The organism is Pseudomonas protegens, from assembly GCF_003363755.1.
In the GTDB taxonomy this organism is placed as follows: domain Bacteria; phylum Pseudomonadota; class Gammaproteobacteria; order Pseudomonadales; family Pseudomonadaceae; genus Aquipseudomonas; species Aquipseudomonas danubii.
This window is the reverse complement of the sequence record NZ_CP031396.1, coordinates 2,129,743-2,146,806: the sequence shown is the minus strand read 5'-3', so window position 1 is coordinate 2,146,806 and position 17,064 is coordinate 2,129,743. Positions and strand designations below refer to the sequence as shown.

Below are 17,064 nucleotides of genomic sequence, written 5' to 3'. Positions count from 1 at the left end.
TGTCGGGGCTCGCGCTCCATCGGCATTTCAAGGAATCATTAGCAGGTGACGTCATGGCCATAACCCAACCCTTGCAATTGCTCGCGCCCCTGTCCGGGGTGCTGCTGCCCCTGGAGCAGGTCCCGGACCCGGTGTTTTCCAGCCGGGTGATCGGTGACGGGCTGTGCATCGACCCGACTTCCCAATCCCTCTGCGCACCGCTGTCCGGGGTGGTCAGCAACCTGCAGCGCAGCGGCCATGCGCTGAGCATCACCGGCGAGCAGGGCCAGCAGGTGCTGATGCACATCGGGCTGGACACGGTGAACCTGGCGGGCAAGGGCTTCACCTGCCTGATCGAGGAAGGTCAGCAAGTCACGGCTGGCCAGCCGCTGATCGAGTTCGACGCCGACTACCTGGCCCTGCATGCCCGTAGCCTGTTGACCCTGATGCTGGTGGTCAGTGGCGAGGCGGTGACGGGGGTGGTGTCCGGCAGCCTGCTGGTGGAGCTGGGACAGCCGGTGTTGCAGATCGAGCCCACCTCCGCAGAGGAAGGTGCCAAGGCCGAGGACGCTGAAGCTGAGGCGCTGTTTTCCAAACCGCTGATCCTCGGCAACCCCCAGGGCCTGCATGCGCGCCCGGCGGCTTTGCTTGCCCAGGCCGCCAAGGGCTTTGCCGCGAACATCTGCCTGCACCGGCGCCAGGACTCGGCCAATGCCAAGTCCCTGGTGTCGATCATGGCCTTGCAGGCGGTGCAGGGCGATGTCTTGCAGGTCAGTGCCGCAGGTGCGGATGCCGAGCGGGCGCTCCAGGTTCTGGTGGAGCTGTTGGCCTCGGGTTGTGGCGAGAAAGTCAGTGCTGCGGCGCCGAGTCTTGCGCCGCTAGCGGCGCGGGATGAGTCGTTGGAGACGGTTCTGCGGGGAGTCTGTGCGTCACCGGGTTCGGCGGTCGGCCAGGTGCTGCAGGTGGCTGAACAGCGCCTGCAGATAAAGGAGTGGGCGGTGAACCCGCAGCAAGAGCGCGAAGTGCTTGAGCGGGCCTTGCGGGAGGCGGTCCGGGACCTGCAACAGCTGCGGGACAATGCCCGGGGTGGCGCGCAGCAGGAAATCTTTCGGGCCCACCAGGAGCTCCTCGACGATCCGAGTCTGTTGCAGCAGGCCGAGGCCCTGATCGTCACCGGCAAGAGCGCTGCCTTTGCCTGGAACCGTGCCATCGAGGCCACCGCCGAGCTGTTCAAGGGCCTGGGCAGTACGCTGTTGGCTGAGCGCGCGGTGGATCTGGCGGACGTCGGCCAACGGGTGCTCAAGCGGATGCTCGGGGTGCAAGAGCATGCCCTGAGCTTGCCGGATCAGGCCATTCTGATTGCCGAGCAACTGACCCCCTCGCAGACCGCCAGCCTGGACACGGCCAAGGTGCTGGGGTTTGCCACCGTTGGCGGCGGCGCCACCAGCCACGTGGCGATCCTCGCCCGGGCCCTGGGCCTGCCGGCGATCTGTGGCCTGTCGTCCCGGGTCCTGTCCCTGGCCAACGGCACCCGGGTTCTGCTGGATGCCGATCGCGGCGAACTGCATACGGACCCGGACCCTCAGCGTCTGCAGCAACTGGAGTCCCTGCGTCAGCAGCAACGCCTGCGCCAGCGTCAGGACCTGGCCCAGGCCGCGCAACCGGCGGTGACCCGCGATGGTCATCATCTGGAGGTCACGGCCAACATTGCCTCTCTGGCGGAGGCCGAGCAGGCCATGAGCCTGGGCGGTGAAGGCGTGGGCCTGTTGCGTTCGGAGTTCCTCTACCAGGACCGCAGCCACGCCCCGAGCCCCGAGGAGCAGGCCGAAACCTATCTGGCCATTGCCCAGGCCCTGGGGCCGACGCGCAATCTGGTGGTGCGGACCCTGGACGTGGGCGGCGACAAGCCCCTGGCCTATGTGCCCATGGACAGCGAAGCCAACCCTTTTCTCGGCCTGCGGGGTATCCGCCTGTGCCTGGAGCGTCCCGAACTGCTGCGCGAGCAGTTCCGGGCGATGCTCGCCAGCGCCGGGCAGGCCCGCCTGCACATCATGTTGCCGATGGTCAGCCAGCTGGCGGAGCTGCGTCAGGCGCGCCAATTGCTCGATGACGAGGTCCGGGCCCTGGGCCTGGCGGAGCGGCCCAAGCTGGGGATCATGATCGAGGTGCCTTCGGCGGCCTTGATGGCGGATCGTTTTGCCCCGGAGGTGGATTTCTTCTCCATCGGCACCAACGACCTGACCCAGTACACCCTGGCCATGGACCGTGATCATCCGCGCCTGGCCAGTCAGGCCGACAGCTTCCATCCGTCAGTGCTGCGCCTGATCGCGCGCACGGTGCAGGCCGCCCATGCCCACGGCAAGTGGGTCGGCGTCTGCGGTGCACTGGCTTCCGAGACCCTGGCGGTGCCGCTGTTGCTGGGCCTGGGAGTAGACGAGCTGTCGGTGAGCGTGCCGTTGATTCCCGCCATCAAGGCCCGGGTACGGGAGTTGGATCTGAGCGAGTGCCAGGCCTTGGCAGCGCGGATCATCGATCTGGAAGACGCGGTTCAGGTACGTGAATGCCTGCAACGGCAGCAAGTCGCCGCCGACTCACTGGTTCTGGAGAACTGAAGATGTTCGAGAAATTGCAACGGGCGTTCTGGAAGGCCCTGACTCCAGACCTGATCCCTGATCAGCCGAAGGCCCCCCAGGCCAAGGGCCGTGTTCTGAGTGACGCGATGCTGGCGGCACTGGGTGGTAGCGCCAACATCAAGAGCCAACAACCATTGGCCCTGACCCGCCTGCGCCTGGAACTGCATGATCCGCAGTTGCTGGACAGCAGCGCCCTGCGAGTGGCGGGGGTGCCGGCAGTGATGCCCCTGGCCGGTGGTGTGGTGCATCTGCTGTTGGGATTGCAGGGCTGAGGGGCTTGTTCGCCAGCAAGCCGGCTCCTGCAAGAGCAACGGGCTTGCCAGGGAGCAGGCTCCCGAAAACACCCATCGTTTCCCCGTCCCGCCTGCGTCCGGTCGCCGCGCCGGCCTTACTGTTTCTCAACTGCGGGTGTATCGTATTCGCCTTTTGCGGGCTTGGGCCCGCCGCGGATACGTGAGGTAGTTGAGTCCATGTCCTTTACCCGTCGAAAAATACTCGGTGGTCTGGCCGGTCTGGTAGTGGTGGGCGTGGGAGCGGGTGGCGCCTCGCGCTACTGGCTGGGGAAAATGGCCGACGCTGAAGCGGGCCACGACTACGAACTGATCGCTGCGCCGCTGGATGTGGAACTGGTGCCAGGACACAAGACCCAAGCCTGGGCTTTCGGGCCATCGGCACCGGGTACCGAACTGCGAGTGCGCCAGGGCGAGTGGCTGCGGGTGCGCTTTATCAACCACCTGCCCGTGGCCACCACCATCCACTGGCACGGCATCCGCCTGCCCCTGGAAATGGACGGCGTGCCTTACGTCTCGCAACTGCCGGTGCTACCCGGCGAATACTTCGACTACAAGTTCCGCGTACCGGATGCCGGTAGCTACTGGTATCACCCCCATGTGAACAGCAGCGAAGAACTGGGCCGCGGCCTGGTGGGCCCGCTGATCGTCGAAGAGCGCGAACCCACCGGATTCCAGTACGAGCGCACCCTGAGCCTGAAAAGCTGGCACGTGGATGAAGAGGGCGCGTTCGTCTCCTTCAGCATCCCCCGGGAAGCGGCGCGGGGCGGCACGGCCGGGCGCCTGTCCACCATCAACGGCGTGTCCCAGGCGGTGATCGACCTGCCGGCCGGGCAGATTACTCGGGTGCGCCTGCTCAACCTGGACAACACCCTGACCTACCGCATCAACATCCCCGATGTCGAAGCGCAGATCTATGCACTGGACGGCAACCCCATCGAGCCGCGTCCTTTGGGCAAGGAATACTGGCTGGGGCCGGGCATGCGTATCTGCCTGGCGATCAAGGCGCCGGCGGCGGGGCAGGAACTGTCCCTGCGCAACGGTCCGGTGCGCCTGGGCACCTTGCGTTCGGTGGCCAACAACGATGCGCCGACCCAGTGGCCGCCAGCCCTGCCGGCCAACCCGGTGGCCGAGCCGGATCTCGACAACGCCGAGAAGCTCAACTTCAATTTCGAGTGGGTTGGCTCGGTCTCGGTGAACGTGGACAATGGCCAGCCGCCGAGCCTGTGGCAGATCAACGGCCAGGCCTGGGACATCACCGACAAGACCTGCGCCGACCGCCCGATTGCCACGCTGAAAAAGGGCAAGAGCTACATTTTCGAATTGAAGAACATGACTCAGTACCAACACCCGATCCACTTGCACGGCATGAGCTTCAAGGTCATCGCCTCGAACCGCAAGAAGATCACTCCCTACTTCACCGACACCTACCTGCTGGGCAAGAACGAGCGTGCCCGCGTGGCGCTGGTGGCGGATAACCCTGGGGTCTGGATGTTCCACTGCCACGTGATCGACCACATGGAAACCGGTCTGATGGCCGCCATCGAGGTGGCGTGATGCGTCAGATACGCCCGGCGCCGATCATCGACCGCAGCCGCGACCAGGACTTCATGCGCGAAGCCCTGGCCCTGGCTGCCCAAGGCGCCGCCCTGGGGGAAGTGCCGGTGGGCGCGGTGTTGGTGCTGGATGGCCAGATCATCGGCCGCGGCTACAACTGCCCCATCAGCGGCAGCGACCCCAGCGCCCACGCCGAAATGGTGGCGATCCGCGCGGCGGCCCAGGCGGTCAGCAACTATCGCCTGCCCGGCAGCACCCTGTACGTGACCCTGGAACCTTGCAGCATGTGCGCCGGGCTGATCGTCCATTCGCGCATTGCCCGGGTGGTGTACGGCGCCCTGGAACCCAAGGCCGGCATCGTGCAGAGCCAGGGCCAGTTCTTCACCCAGGGCTTTCTCAATCATCGGGTGCTGTACGAGGGCGGGGTGCTGGCCGAAGAGTGCGGCACGGTGTTGAGCGAGTTCTTCAAGGCGCGCCGGGCGCGCTGAGCGCAAACCGGTTCGCGGCCTACACCAAACCGTAGGAGCCGGCTTGCCGGCGAAGAGGCCCTTGAGCCTTGCACCGCTATGGCGGGCGCCTTCGCTGGCAAGCGGAACGCCGCCCGGCCAGCTCCTACAGGGGGAAGGCGGGGTTATTTTCTGGCGACAATCACCGCGCGCATCGGCGCCGGCAGGCCTTCGATGGTCTTGCTGTGATCGTTGGGGTCGAGGAAATCGCTCAGGGACTGGTACTTCATCCACTCGGTGCCGCGCTGCTCCTCGACGCTGGTCACGCTCACATCCACGCAGCGCACGTCGCTGAACCCGGCGCGTCGCAGCCACAGCTCCAGAGCCGGCACCGAGGGCAGGAACCACACGTTGCGCATCTGCGCATAACGGTCTTCCGGCACCAGCACCTGATGCTGATCGCCTTCCACCACCAGGGTTTCCAGCACCAGTTCGCCACCCTTGACCAGGCAGTCCTTGAGCGCCAGCAGATGCTCGATGGGCGAACGCCGGTGGTAGAACACCCCCATGGAAAATACGGTGTCGAAACCTTCCAGGTTGGCCGGCAGGTCTTCGAAAGGAAACGGCAAGTGCCACACCGAGGGCTGCGACAGGTAGCGCTGCACCGCCTGGAACTGGCAGAAGAACAGCCAGTTGGGGTCCACGCCAATCACGCTGTGGGCGCCGGCGCCGAGCATGCGCCACATGTAGTAGCCATTGCCGCAGCCGACATCGAGGATGCGTTTGCCTTCAAGGTTCAGGTGCGGCGCGACCCGCGACCACTTCCAGTCCGAACGCCATTCGGTATCCACGTGCACGCCGAACAGGTCGAACGGGCCCTTGCGCCACGGTGACAGGCCCATCAGTGCGGTACGCATCTGCGCCCGGGTGGCGTCGTCGCAGTCGGTGTCCAGGCGCAGGCCGTTGATCAGGTCGACTTCGCTGGGCTGGATCTTCGGCAATGCGTCGAGGGCGCTCTGCCAGCGCTCCAGGTCGCCATGGCCCTTTTCCATCTTGGCATCGAGCTGGGCTTGCAGGCCGTTGGCCCATTCGGCCAGGGGCGTGCCCGCCAGACGGCGAGCGAGGGGAGACAGATCAATCATGGCAGGGCAATCAACGAGGCAAAATTAAGACACTGGAACCACGGCACGACTTTCGAGAACCCGGCGGCCAGCAGGCGTTCGCGGTGTTCTTCGAGGCTGTCGGGCTTCATGACGTTTTCGATGGCGCTGCGCTTCTGGGCAATTTCCAGTTCGCTGTAGCCGTTAGCGCGTTTGAAGGCGATGTGCAGGTCGGTGAGCAGGGCGTGTTCTTCGGTGTCGTTGAAGCGCAGCTTCTCCGAGAGGATCAGCGCGCCGCCGGGCAGCAACGACTGGCGGATGCGCCCGAGCAGGGCCAGGCGTTGCTCGGGGGCGATGAACTGCAGGGTGAAGTTCAAAGCCACCACCGAGGCCGGCTGGAACTCCAGGGCCAGGATATCGCCTTCGATCACCTGCACCGGCAGCAACTCCTGGAACATCGAATCCTGGCCGTTGAGGTATTCCCGGCAACGCTCGACCATGGCCGCCGAATTGTCCACGGCGATCACCCGGCAACCGTCGCTGCGCACATGGCGGCGCAGGGCCTGGGTCACCGCGCCCAGGGATGAGCCCAGGTCGTAGAGCACGCTGTTGGGCTGAGCGAACTGCGCGGCCAGCACCCCGAGGTTCTCGACAATGGTCGGGTAACCCGGCACCGAGCGCTTGATCATGTCCGGGAACACCCGCACCACATCCTCGTTAAAGGCGAAGTCGGGCACCTGGGCCAGGGGCTGGGAGAATAGGCGGTCGGGTTCTTTGCTCACGGCATTTCCAGCGATGGAGATAAAAAGAGGGCGGCATTGTAGCCGCTGGCGCAGGCTGCGATAAGGCCCGCAGGGCCTTCAGCAGAGCAAGGGCGACGCAAGGTGTGGCCCTTTTCGCCGGCAAGCCGGCCACTACCGAGAGTAGGGACCGGCTTGTTGGCGCCGGCTGATCAGCGCGGCTTCTGGCTGAACGCCGAAGCAGCGATGCCCCACTGGCCCAGCCAGTAGAAAATGATGATCAAGTAGGGCGCGGCATCGAAGGCCACCACGAAGCGGCTGATGCCAATCAGGCTGTCGGAGAAGGCGAAGCTCAGGGCCCCCGCGGCCGCTAGCGCCGCCGAGCGTTTGGGCACCGCTGAGCCCAGGCGTGCCAGGGCGCGCCAGAGCATGGCGCTGATGGTCAGGGCGTAGACGATCACCGGGATCAGCAGCGGGCCCAGGCCGTGGGAAATCAGGATGCTCAACAGCCCCGCGCCAATGGCCAGTGCCACCACCAGCGGCAACAGTGCCAGGCGCCGACAGTCGCAGAGATAGGCCTTGAGGTAGGCCAGGTGCGCCACCAGAAACGCCCCGAGGCCGAACACGAACAGGTCCGAAGGCCAGGCCAGCAGCACGTCACCCAGCACTGAGAACAACAGGCCAATGGCGATCCAGCGGCGATAGTCCCCCGGCGGCGCATCGTGCAACCAGCCCAGCAGGGCCAGTACCGGCAGCGGCTTGACCAGCAGGCAGAGCAACGTGGCGTGCACGCTGATCCCGTAGATGAAGGTGGCGGCGCCCATCAGCGCAAGAATCAGCCAGCCCATGTCAGTTGACCGTGATCGAGCAGTCGAAGGCTTTTACCGGTGCTTCTTCCGGTGCCCAGGGTTGCTGATAGGTCAGCAGCAGTCGGCCCTGGCCGCTGGCGAACGCCTGGAAACGCCAGGTGGATTGACCACCGCTGCCCACCAGACCGGTGTTCTCGGGATTGCTGTAGACCTCGGGGCTGACCTTGCGCAGGATGCCGCCGGCCGAATCCTGGATTGCCCAGCGATAGCCCGTGGTGGGATTGCTAGGCAGGGTCAGGGTCAGGGTTTGCCCGTTGTGCAATTGCAGGGGGCATTGGCTCTGGTTTTCCACGGTGACGTTTTGCTTGGGCTGGCTGGCGCAGGCGGCCAGCAGGGCGAGGCTGAGCAGGGCAAGCAGGCGAGGTGCGGACATGGGTCAGGAAGCTCCGATCATTCGTGACGAACGGCGAGCATAACTGAAGATGATGGGCGGTGTGGGCCGGGGGACGGAGGTTGGCGCTTATGGCCTGTTCGCCGGCAAGCCGGCTCCTACAAGGGACAACCTGTAGGAGCCGGCTTGCCGGCGAAGGGATTTAGAACAGTACCTTGGCCACGTCGGCAAAACGCTTGGCGAAATGCACGGTGATGCCTTCCTTGAGGTAGTCCGGCAGTTCCTCGAAATGCCCGCGGTTGGGCTCCGGCAGGATCAGCTCAAAGATCTTCTGCCGCCGCGCCGCGATGACTTTCTCCCGCACCCCGCCAATGGGCAGCACGTGGCCGGTGAGGGTCAGCTCGCCGGTCATGGCCACGCCTTTTTTCGGCGGCTGGTTGCGCGCCAGGGACAGCAGGGCGCTGGCCATGGTCACCCCGGCGCTCGGGCCATCCTTGGGCGTGGCACCTTCAGGAACGTGCAGGTGGACGAAGGCTTCGTCGAAGAACTTGCTGTCGCCGCCGAACTGCTTGAGGTGCGAACTGACGTAGCTGTAGGCGATCTCCGCCGACTCCTTCATCACATCCCCCAACTGGCCGGTGAGCTTGAAACCACGGTTGTGGGTATGAATCCGCGTCGCCTCGATGGGCAGGGTCGCGCCGCCCATGCTGGTCCAGGCCAGGCCGGTGATGACTCCGGTGCCGCTCAGGACCTGCTCGTTGCGGAACACCGGCATGCCCAGGGAGGCCTCCAGGTCCTTGGGCCCGATCTTGATGTTTGCATCCGGCTCGTCCAGCAGCTTGACCACCGCTTTGCGCACCAGTTTGCCCAGTTGTTTCTCCAGTTGGCGCACCCCGGCTTCCCGGGCGTAACTGTCGATCACGGCGCGCAGGGCACTGTCGCTGATGCTCAGGCTGCTCTTGGCTACACCGGCTTTCGTCAACTGCTTGGGCCACAGGTGGCGCTTGGCGATGGCGAGTTTTTCCTCGGTGATGTAACCCGACAGGCGAATCACTTCCATGCGGTCGAGCAGCGGCCCGGGGATCGAGTCCAGGGTGTTGGCGGTGCACACGAACAACACCTTGGACAGGTCCATGCGCAGGTCCAGGTAATGGTCGAGGAAGTCGACGTTCTGCTCCGGATCGAGGGTCTCCAGCAGGGCTGAGGCTGGGTCGCCCTGGTAGCTCTGGCCCATCTTGTCGATCTCGTCGAGCATGATCACCGGGTTCATCACCTCCACTTCCTTGAGGGCCTGCACCAGCTTGCCCGGCTGGGCACCGATGTAGGTGCGGCGGTGGCCCTTGATCTCGGCTTCGTCGCGCATGCCGCCGACACTGAAGCGATAGAACGGCCGCCCCAGGGATTCGGCAATGGACTTGCCGACACTGGTCTTGCCCACGCCCGGCGGGCCCACCAGCAGCACGATGGAGCCGCTGATCTCGCCCTTGTAGGCGCCCACCGCGAGGAATTCGAGGATGCGGGTCTTGATGTCATCGAGCCCGGCGTGGTGCTGGTCGAGCACTTTGCGCGCGTGCTTGAGGTCGAGCTTGTCCTCGCCGTAGACGCCCCAGGGCACAGCAGTGGCCCATTCCAGGTAGTTGCGGGTCACGGCGTATTCCGGCGAGCCGGTTTCGAGGATCGACAGCTTGTTCATTTCCTCGGCGATGCGTTTCTGCGCCTGGGCCGGCAGCACCTTGCCGCTCAGCCGCTGCTCGAACTGCTCCAGGTCGGCGCTGCGGTCATCCTTGGTCAGCCCCAGTTCCTGCTGGATCACCTTGAGCTGTTCCTTGAGGAAGAATTCGCGCTGGTGCTCGCCGATCTTGCGGTTGACCTCGGCGGAGATCTCTTTCTGCAGGCGCGCGACCTCGACTTCCTTGCGCAGCATCGGCAGGACTTTTTCCATGCGCTTGAGCATCGGCACGCAGTCCAGCACCTCCTGCAACTCGTTGCCGGTGGCGGAAGTCAGGGCGGCGGCGAAGTCGGTCAGGGGCGAAGGGTCGTTGGGGCTGAAGCGGTTGAGGTAGTTCTTCAGTTCTTCGCTGTACAGCGGATTGAGCGGCAGCAGCTCCTTGATCGCGTTGATCAGCGCCATGCCGTAGGCCTTGACCTCATCGGTGGGTTCGCTGGGCTGGTGCGGGTATTCGACTTCCACCAGGTAGGGCGGCCGGTGGTGTTTGAGCCAGGTGCGGATGCGTACCCGGGTCAGGCCCTGGGCGACGAATTGCAGCTTGCCGTTCTCGCGGCTGGCGTGGTGGACCTTGACCAGGGTGCCGTACTCCGGCAACGCGGATGTATCGAAGTGGCGCGGGTCTTCCTGGGGGGTATCCATGAAAAACAGGGCCAGGGAGTGGTGGTCGGATTGGCTTACCAGCTCCAGGGTTTCGGCCCAGGGTTCTTCGTTGACAATCACCGGCAGTACCTGCGCCGGGAAGAAGGGACGATTGTGAATCGGCATGATGTAGACCTTGTCCGGCAGATTCTGCCCGGGCAGGGCCAGGCCGGTGCCATGGGCACTGGGCTGTTCGGTATTTTCCGGATCGAGGTACTCACGTGGATCTTCGGGAAATGCTTGCTGGTCGCTCATGAAGGCTCCTGCGCGATGGGCTATGCAGGTTAGATGGGGCAGGTCGAGACGGGTTTCAATGGGAAACTGGTTTCAGCTTTTTTCCGTGCGGCCCTCAACTGTCCCTCGAGGCTCTGTCCAGACGTGTGGTGTGGACGCTGTGGACGGCGTTGACGGATATCAAATGTCAATAAAATGACTTGGATATCACCTGTTTTATTGCGTGATCTTCTACAGTTTGAGGATTAATCTGAGTGTCCGGAATGCTGGAGTGAAATCGGCATTTATTTGACGCACGCATTCAGCTTCTTAGAGGGATGGGTATGAAGAACGGATTTTTCAGCTCTCGGCGGCTGTCACCCGCGCAGGTGCTTTTCCGGCCCGGCGGGCGATCGGAGTGGATGAGAGCAGCCCTATGAAGTGGCGCCGAACCTTTCAGGCAAGGATTGTCGGGGTGCTGGCGCTGTTGCTGTTGGTGCTGATTGGCGCGGTGTACTTTGCGGTGAAGACCGCTACTACTCACGCAGTGGAGAAGCAGGCGCAGTTGCAATTGAAGATCGGCACTCGCGTGTTCGAACGCCTGCTGGACCTGCGGGGCCGCAACCTGCAATACGGTATCGACTGGCTGGTGGTGGATTCGGAGTTTCACCGCGCTGTGGTCAGCGGCAAGCCGGTGGACATCCTCGCGTCCCTGGCGCAGTACCGTGGGGGCATCCGTTCCAGCGAGATGTTCGTGCTCAGTCCCGAGGGACGGGTAATCGCCAGTACGCTGGCGGATATTGCCAGGGGGCAGCCGTTTCCCTATGACCGGGCGTTGCGCCGAGCGCAGCGGCACGACACTCACATGCTGTTCGTTGCGATCAACGGCCGCCCCTATCTGTTGGTGCAAGGTGAAGTGCTGGATTCGCTGCCCGTTGCCCGGGTGGTGATGGGCTTTCCCATGGATGAGTTGTTCGCCCGGGAACTGCGTTCCATGAGCAACCTGGAAGTCTCATTCCTGACCGTTGATGGCGAGCACCCCGGAGAGTTGTTCAGCACCCAGCCTGAGTTCTTCTGGTCGCCGATCATCAATGCCCTGCGTGACTCGTTGTGGCAGTCCCTGCCACAGATGAGCCAAACCCATGGCCAACGCTTTCTCAACCAGGCACTGCAACTGGCCAATACCGGGGATGCCCAGGATCCGCGGGTCATGGTCTTGTTGCAGAGCCCCCTGGAACAGGCACTGCAAGCCTTTGCGCCACTGGACCGGGAGTTCCTGTGGATCGCCATGGTGGCGCTGGTGATTTCCCTGGTCTTCGCCCTGCTGATGGCTCGGCGGGTTTCGCGGCCCCTGGAAGACCTGGCCCAGGCTGCCCGACGTATCGGTGCCGGCAACTATCAGGCCACGGTGGCCATCAAGCGCAGCGACGAGTTCGGTGTGCTGGCGGATGCCTTCAACGCCATGCAGAGCGCCATCGCCACCCGTGAGCGGCAACTGGCCCACAACGCCCTGCATGATCCCCTGACCGGGCTGCCCAATCGGGCCCTGGCCATCGAGCGCCTGAGCCAGGCCATCGCTGCCCGGCGCAACGTGGTGTTGCTGTACCTGGGGATCGACAACTATCGGGCGATCAACGAAGGCTTTGGCAATGAAGGGCTGGAGCAGATGATGGGGGAACTGAGCCGGCGGCTGCGTGATGTGCTGTCCCAGGGCGATACCGCGGCGCGGATCACCGCCAGCGAGTTCCTCCTGCTGCTGGAAAACACCGAGCTCGATGGCGCCATTGCCATGGCCGACCGCCTCCATGACCTGTTGAGCCGACCCCAGCTGATTCAGGGGGATGAGGTACGGCGCCAGATCTGCATGGGCATGGCGGTGTATCCCGCCGACGGCAAGTCCGCTGAAGAACTGATCAGCCGTGCCGCGATCGCCCGCCACGATGCAGCGCTCAACCCCGGTTACCTGCAGGTCTACCAGCAAGACCGCGACCTGGCTCATCAGCGCCAGATCAGCCTGATCCGTGACCTGCGTCGCGCCGCCGCCGATGGCGAGCTGTTCCTGCTGTATCAGCCCAAGCTGGATCTGCGCCGGGATTACCTGCATCAGGCCGAAGCCCTGCTGCGCTGGCGGCATCCGGTATTTGGCGTGGTGTCGCCGGCGGAGTTCATTCCCCTGGCCGAGCGCACCGGCAGCATGCACAGCCTGACCTCCTGGGTCATCGAGGCTTGCATTCGCCAGTTGGCGGAGTGGAACCGCCGGGCTTTGCCGGTGCGCCTGTCGCTGAACATCTCTGCCAGCGACCTGGAGGACGACGGCCTGGAAGTCCGGGTCAGCCAGTGCCTGGAGCGCTATCAGGTGGCTGCTGAGCAACTGGTGTTCGAGATCACCGAGAGCGCCATCATGCGCCATCCGGAGCAGGCCCTGGCGGTGCTGCAGCGCTTGCGTGGCTGCGGCATCAGTCTGTCGGTGGATGATTTTGGCACCGGCTATTCATCCCTGGCCCAGTTGCAGCGTCTACCGGTGCAGGAGCTGAAGATCGACCAGTCCTTTATCCGCAATCTGGATGAAACCAGCGGTGACGCGGTGATCGTGCGCTCAACCATCGAAATGAGTCACAAGCTGGGGCTCAAGGTGGTGGCCGAAGGGGTGGAGTTCGAGCATTGCCTGAAACTGCTGGAAAGCTGGGGCTGCGATACGGTCCAGGGTTACCTGATCAGCCGGCCGTTGCCCGCCGAGGCCTTCGAGCATTGGATGTTGAAGTCTCGGGTCTCCAGCTGAAGGCTGGATGGCCGGCGGGGAGCCGGCATCCAGGGTTGGGGCTTTCAGAGGGTGGCCGACTCGGCCTTGGTCAGCAGGCTGTGCAGCTCCGGCTCGATACCTTCTTCACTGAGGTTGTCCATGATTTCCAGGATACAGGGCGCATAGCGCTGCTCGATGGCGGCTTGCGCCCAGTCCAGCTCATAGACCGCCATGACCCGCACATCCAGGTAAGGCGAGTCTGCCAGCAGGCGTTTCAACAAGGCGATGGCCGGTGCCGTTCGCAACTCGCCCAGGGAGACAGCGCAGCGGTGCTGCCAGTACTCGGGCTGGGACAGCAGTGTCTCGCCGAGCCGTTGCCATTGCGCCGGGGTAAAGGCGTGAAGCACGCCCTTGGCCACCTGTTCGGTGGTGTATTCGTTCCAGTTGGTGGCTTCCGAGTCACCGAACCAGTGGTGCAACCGATCAAATAGTTCATCACGTTCATCCGTATTCATGATGTTTTTCTCCTGCGTGGGGCGGCTGCGCGAGCACGCTGTTCCTGGCGTGCCGCCCAATGCCATGGCGTTTATACAGGCGTGCCAGGACCGATGCTGCCTCATTTGCGCCAAGCTTCCCAGTGTTAAAGGTGCAACCGGGGCAAACAGCCGGTGCAGCACCGGAGACGACTCTCTGGCATTGGTGCGCGAGCCTGTCCCGGGTTACCAGGCCCCGGCGAACTTCACCGCAGCGGCTGCCCGTGAGGGCACTTTCAGGGTGTGCAGCAGGGATGAGACGTGGATGCGTACGGTGAACGGCGAGATATCCAGCTCCCGGGCGATTTCCTTGTTGGTCTTGCCCTGGGCGATCAGGCGCAGCACTTCTTGCTGGCGGGTGGTTAGCTGGCTGATCTCGGCACCGGCATCCAGGGGCAGCAGCAAGCCGGAAGGTGCGTACTTGACCACCACTTCGCCCTGGCGAATGGCCTGGATTGCCTGGCCGATCTCCTCCGGGCTGATGCTCTTGCCGATAAAGCCGTCGGCACCAGCGGCCATGACTTCGCCGATCAGGTCCTGATTGTCCACCATCGATACCACGATGAGCGAGGTTCGGGGCAGTTGTCGGCGCAGGTCGGCAAGCAGGCTGACCGAGGTCAATCCGGGGAAACGCAGGTCCAGAATCAGCGAGTCCGGCTCCTCGCCGGTCAGGGCCAGGGCCAGTACCGCCGCCAGGTCGCCAGCCTCTTCGAGCAGGGCGTCGGGCAGCAGGCGCTGGAGGGTGCGCAGCATGCCCTCGCGGAATAGCGGGTGGTCGTCGGCGACGATAATCCGGCATGTCATGTCGTGAAACTCCTTGAAACATCCAGTCCTGCGCGCATGCTAACTTGACGCGCGGCGTTGTAACTGGCCGCTGGTCGTGTTCGATACGCGGTATTGCCGAGCGGCAAAAGACCACGGCAACACAGATTGCACAAGGAGGTGATTGCATGAACGTTGAGAAGGACAGCGAACTCGACCAGGCCACCCTGCGGATTATCGTGGCCGGTTGCGCCCTGGTCTGGTTTACCGTGATCGGTTTTCTCCCGGGGCAGCAGGTCGACCCTTATGTGCCGGTGATGATCTACATCGCCCTGTTCATGCTGGGTTCGATCCTGCTGCGCATGGCCATCGCCCGCTGGCCCGGGCATTACCCGGCGCGGCGCATCCTGGGCATGGTCTACGACTACACCGGCACCTGTTACGGCCTGGTGGTAGGCGGCGAGGGGGCGCTACCGATTTATGCGGTGATGGTCTGGGTGAACCTGGGCAATGGCATGCGTTTCGGCTCGCGCTACCTGGCCATTGCCACCGTGTTGGCGCTGTTTGCGCTGTTCATGGTCTATCTGCTGACCCCGTATTGGCAGGCCCAGCCCTACATGGTGCTGATGCTGATGATCACCAGCACGGTGATTCCGGTGTACGCCCACATCCTGCTCAAGCGCACCCGCCTGGCGTCCGAAGAGGCGATTGCCGCCAACCTGGAAAAATCCCGCTTCCTGGCCCAGGCCAGCCACGACCTGCGCCAGCCGATCCACTCCATCGGCCTGTTCACTGCTTGCCTGCGCGAGGCCAACCTGGGGGGCGAAGAGCGGCGGCTGGTGGACAACATCGACCGTTCGCTGCTCAACGTGTCGCAGTTGTTCCGTTCGATCCTCGACCTTTACACCCTGGACAACGGACGCGTGCAGCCCAAGTACGAAACCGTGCACCTGGGGGAGTTGCTGCGGGATCTGGTGCGCCAGAACGCCGAAGCGGCGCGCTGGGCGAGGGTCGAACTGCGCTTGCGCCCCTGCAGTTACTGGGTGCGGGTTGATCCGGGGCTGTTGGCGACCATGGTGCAGAACGTGCTGTCCAACTGCTTCAAGTACGCCGCAGAACGGCCGGTGCTGATCGGTGTGCGCCGGCGAGGTGCGGGCCTGGCCATTGTCATTTATGACCAGGGCCGGGGGATTGCCGAGGAGCACCTGCCGAAGATCTTCGAGGAGTTCTACCGGGTTCGCCAAGTACGGGACAAGGACGTCGAGGGCGTCGGCCTGGGCCTGTCCATCGTCAAGCGCCTGGGGCAGTTGACCGACCTGCAGGTGACGATCCGTTCGCGGGTCGATCACGGTACTACCGTCAGCCTGCATGGCTTGGTATTGGCCGCGCCGCAGCGTTTGCACAGCCGTGACGAAGCGGTGCAGAACGGCTTGCTGACCGGGTTACGAGTCTGTCTGGTGGAAGATGACCGCAACGTCCTGCTGGCCACCTCGGCGTTGCTGGAACGCTGGGGCTGCGTGGTCCAGGCCGAGTCGAGCGGGGAAGATCTGCAGACCGACTGCGACATCATCGTCGCCGACTACGACCTGGGCACCCGCGCCTCGGGCATCGAGTGCATCGACAGCATCCGCGAGCAGCGGGGCTGGGAAGTGCCGGCGCTGATCATCACCGGGCACGACATCGAGAAAATCCACGCCGCCCTGCACGACCGCAACATCGCCATCCTCTCCAAGCCGGTGCGTCCGGTGGAACTGCGGGGCACCTTGCGGGCCCTGCGCGAGACGCCGCTGGCGTCGGCCCGCAGCGCTTCGGCGACAGAGGTGGTTACCAGGTCCGGCACGGGATAAGCAGGGGGTAGTTGGTCATGGTCAGCTTCTTGTTCTCGCCGCTGGCCACTTCGACGAAGTCATCCAGCATCCCTGAGTACGAAGAGATCGAACTGCGCTCGGTGTAGTAGTGGGTGGTCACCGGCCCGTAGTTGGTGTTGCTCTGGCCGGTGCCCACGTACTCATTCCAGCGGCTGGTGCCGTACACCATGTCCTGGCCCTGGACGAAGTAGCGGCCCGGTTGCAGCCCGGTGAACTGGAAGATGCCGTTGCCGTCGGTACGGGTCACCCGGTGCACGGCCAGGGCCTCGGGGACCATGCTCACCGGGGCGCCTTCGGGCTGGGACGCGCGCAACTTATGCCAGGCCTGCAAGTGCGGGGTGGCCGGGTAGAGATAGATCTTGACGTCGCGACTGTCCTCGATGCCATCGTTGCCGACGATGCAGAACTTGCCGGTGAGCGTGGCGCTGCCGGGCTGCAGGGCGGCGCGCGCGGCCTGGGTGTCGAAGGGCACGTCGGGGTACTGCACGCTGGGAATCTTCACCGGCGGGTATTCGGCCAGGGTTCGCCCTTGGCGCGGCGCACAGGCCATCAGGGTACAGGCGAGCAGGGCCAGGCCTGTCACCATGAAGAGACGGGGTTTCATCAACTTGGGACCTTTTCAGGAGGGAGCGGTG

General features: G+C 64.1%; 14 protein-coding genes. 6 read left to right on the top strand and 8 right to left on the bottom strand.

Features of this window, described 5'->3' with window-relative positions; all coding sequences use genetic code 11:
• Positions 1–53 precede the first annotated feature (53 nt).
• The 4 genes from ptsP to tadA all read left to right on the top strand — a co-directional run bounded on the left by ptsP (position 54) and on the right by tadA (position 4,947).
• Positions 54–2,591: a phosphoenolpyruvate--protein phosphotransferase gene (gene ptsP, locus DWF74_RS09335; RefSeq protein ID WP_115580818.1), complete on the top strand. Its 2,538-nt coding sequence runs from the start codon at positions 54–56 to the stop codon at positions 2,589–2,591.
• 2 nt (positions 2,592–2,593) lie between these two features.
• The gene (locus DWF74_RS09330) at positions 2,594–2,884 is read left to right on the top strand and encodes a PTS transporter subunit EIIB (protein ID WP_102860422.1); all 291 of its coding nucleotides are present in this window, start codon (positions 2,594–2,596) and stop codon (positions 2,882–2,884) included.
• A gap of 198 nt (positions 2,885–3,082) precedes the next feature.
• Complete coding sequence (locus DWF74_RS09325) at positions 3,083–4,459, top strand: multicopper oxidase family protein (RefSeq protein ID WP_115580817.1); 1,377 nt, start codon at positions 3,083–3,085, stop codon at positions 4,457–4,459.
• The gene (gene tadA / locus DWF74_RS09320; protein ID WP_047305914.1) at positions 4,459–4,947 is read left to right on the top strand and encodes a tRNA adenosine(34) deaminase TadA; all 489 of its coding nucleotides are present in this window, start codon (positions 4,459–4,461) and stop codon (positions 4,945–4,947) included. The genes DWF74_RS09325 and tadA overlap by 1 nt, the downstream gene beginning before the upstream one ends.
• A gap of 143 nt (positions 4,948–5,090) precedes the next feature.
• Here tadA and cmoB read toward each other — a convergent pair whose 3' ends face one another.
• The 5 genes from cmoB to lon all read right to left on the bottom strand — a co-directional run bounded on the left by cmoB (position 5,091) and on the right by lon (position 10,568).
• Positions 5,091–6,047, bottom strand: coding sequence for a tRNA 5-methoxyuridine(34)/uridine 5-oxyacetic acid(34) synthase CmoB (cmoB, locus tag DWF74_RS09315; protein ID WP_115580816.1), 957 nt, complete (start codon positions 6,045–6,047; stop codon positions 5,091–5,093).
• Entirely contained in the window at positions 6,044–6,787 is a 744-nt protein-coding gene (cmoA, locus tag DWF74_RS09310) for a carboxy-S-adenosyl-L-methionine synthase CmoA (protein ID WP_115580815.1), read from the bottom strand. Before cmoA ends, cmoB begins: the two co-directional genes overlap by 4 nt.
• A gap of 170 nt (positions 6,788–6,957) precedes the next feature.
• Positions 6,958–7,593, bottom strand: a complete 636-nt coding sequence (locus DWF74_RS09305; RefSeq protein WP_115580814.1) for a lysoplasmalogenase — start codon at positions 7,591–7,593, stop codon at positions 6,958–6,960.
• Position 7,594: 1 nt separating this feature from the next.
• A complete protein-coding gene (locus DWF74_RS09300) occupies positions 7,595–7,987 on the bottom strand; it encodes a protease inhibitor I42 family protein (protein WP_102860427.1) in 393 nt (130 codons plus the stop codon).
• Between the two features lie 160 nt (positions 7,988–8,147).
• Entirely contained in the window at positions 8,148–10,568 is a 2,421-nt protein-coding gene (lon, locus tag DWF74_RS09295; RefSeq protein ID WP_102860428.1) for an endopeptidase La, read from the bottom strand.
• A 394-nt stretch (positions 10,569–10,962) separates the two neighbouring features.
• On the opposite strand from lon, the gene DWF74_RS09290 reads away from it, so the two are divergent.
• Positions 10,963–13,305: a putative bifunctional diguanylate cyclase/phosphodiesterase gene (locus DWF74_RS09290; protein ID WP_102860429.1), complete on the top strand. Its 2,343-nt coding sequence runs from the start codon at positions 10,963–10,965 to the stop codon at positions 13,303–13,305.
• Positions 13,306–13,349: 44 nt separating this feature from the next.
• On the opposite strand, the gene DWF74_RS09285 is transcribed toward DWF74_RS09290, so the two are convergent.
• Complete coding sequence (locus DWF74_RS09285) at positions 13,350–13,781, bottom strand: hypothetical protein (RefSeq protein ID WP_102860430.1); 432 nt, start codon at positions 13,779–13,781, stop codon at positions 13,350–13,352.
• 204 nt (positions 13,782–13,985) lie between these two features.
• Entirely contained in the window at positions 13,986–14,603 is a 618-nt protein-coding gene (locus DWF74_RS09280) for a LuxR C-terminal-related transcriptional regulator (protein WP_115580813.1), read from the bottom strand.
• 146 nt (positions 14,604–14,749) lie between these two features.
• Here DWF74_RS09280 and DWF74_RS09275 point away from each other — a divergent pair, with 146 nt between their 5' ends.
• A complete protein-coding gene (locus DWF74_RS09275) occupies positions 14,750–16,408 on the top strand; it encodes an ATP-binding response regulator (RefSeq protein WP_115580812.1) in 1,659 nt (552 codons plus the stop codon).
• Here the strand turns inward: DWF74_RS09275 and DWF74_RS09270 are convergent.
• Positions 16,386–17,033 (bottom strand): carboxypeptidase-like regulatory domain-containing protein, encoded by a 648-nt coding sequence (locus DWF74_RS09270; protein WP_115580811.1) that lies wholly within the window; start codon positions 17,031–17,033, stop codon positions 16,386–16,388. The two genes, DWF74_RS09275 and DWF74_RS09270, sit on opposite strands and share 23 nt — an antisense overlap.
• Positions 17,034–17,064: the final 31 nt, after the last annotated feature.

Excerpts from the sequence above, each read along its gene's own strand:
- ptsP (WP_115580818.1), top strand. The coding sequence starts at position 54 with ATGGCCATAACCCAACCCTTGCAATTGCTCGCGCCCCTGTCCGGGGTG.
- DWF74_RS09330 (WP_102860422.1), top strand. The coding sequence starts at position 2,594 with ATGTTCGAGAAATTGCAACGGGCGTTCTGGAAGGCCCTGACTCCAGAC.
- DWF74_RS09325 (WP_115580817.1), top strand. The coding sequence starts at position 3,083 with ATGTCCTTTACCCGTCGAAAAATACTCGGTGGTCTGGCCGGTCTGGTA.
- tadA (WP_047305914.1), top strand. The coding sequence starts at position 4,459 with ATGCGTCAGATACGCCCGGCGCCGATCATCGACCGCAGCCGCGACCAG.
- cmoB (WP_115580816.1), bottom strand. The coding sequence starts at position 6,047 with ATGATTGATCTGTCTCCCCTCGCTCGCCGTCTGGCGGGCACGCCCCTG.
- DWF74_RS09305 (WP_115580814.1), bottom strand. The coding sequence starts at position 7,593 with ATGGGCTGGCTGATTCTTGCGCTGATGGGCGCCGCCACCTTCATCTAC.
- DWF74_RS09300 (WP_102860427.1), bottom strand. The coding sequence starts at position 7,987 with ATGTCCGCACCTCGCCTGCTTGCCCTGCTCAGCCTCGCCCTGCTGGCC.
- lon (WP_102860428.1), bottom strand. The coding sequence starts at position 10,568 with ATGAGCGACCAGCAAGCATTTCCCGAAGATCCACGTGAGTACCTCGAT.
- DWF74_RS09290 (WP_102860429.1), top strand. The coding sequence starts at position 10,963 with ATGAAGTGGCGCCGAACCTTTCAGGCAAGGATTGTCGGGGTGCTGGCG.
- DWF74_RS09285 (WP_102860430.1), bottom strand. The coding sequence starts at position 13,781 with ATGAATACGGATGAACGTGATGAACTATTTGATCGGTTGCACCACTGG.
- DWF74_RS09280 (WP_115580813.1), bottom strand. The coding sequence starts at position 14,603 with ATGACATGCCGGATTATCGTCGCCGACGACCACCCGCTATTCCGCGAG.
- DWF74_RS09275 (WP_115580812.1), top strand. The coding sequence starts at position 14,750 with ATGAACGTTGAGAAGGACAGCGAACTCGACCAGGCCACCCTGCGGATT.
- DWF74_RS09270 (WP_115580811.1), bottom strand. The coding sequence starts at position 17,033 with ATGAAACCCCGTCTCTTCATGGTGACAGGCCTGGCCCTGCTCGCCTGT.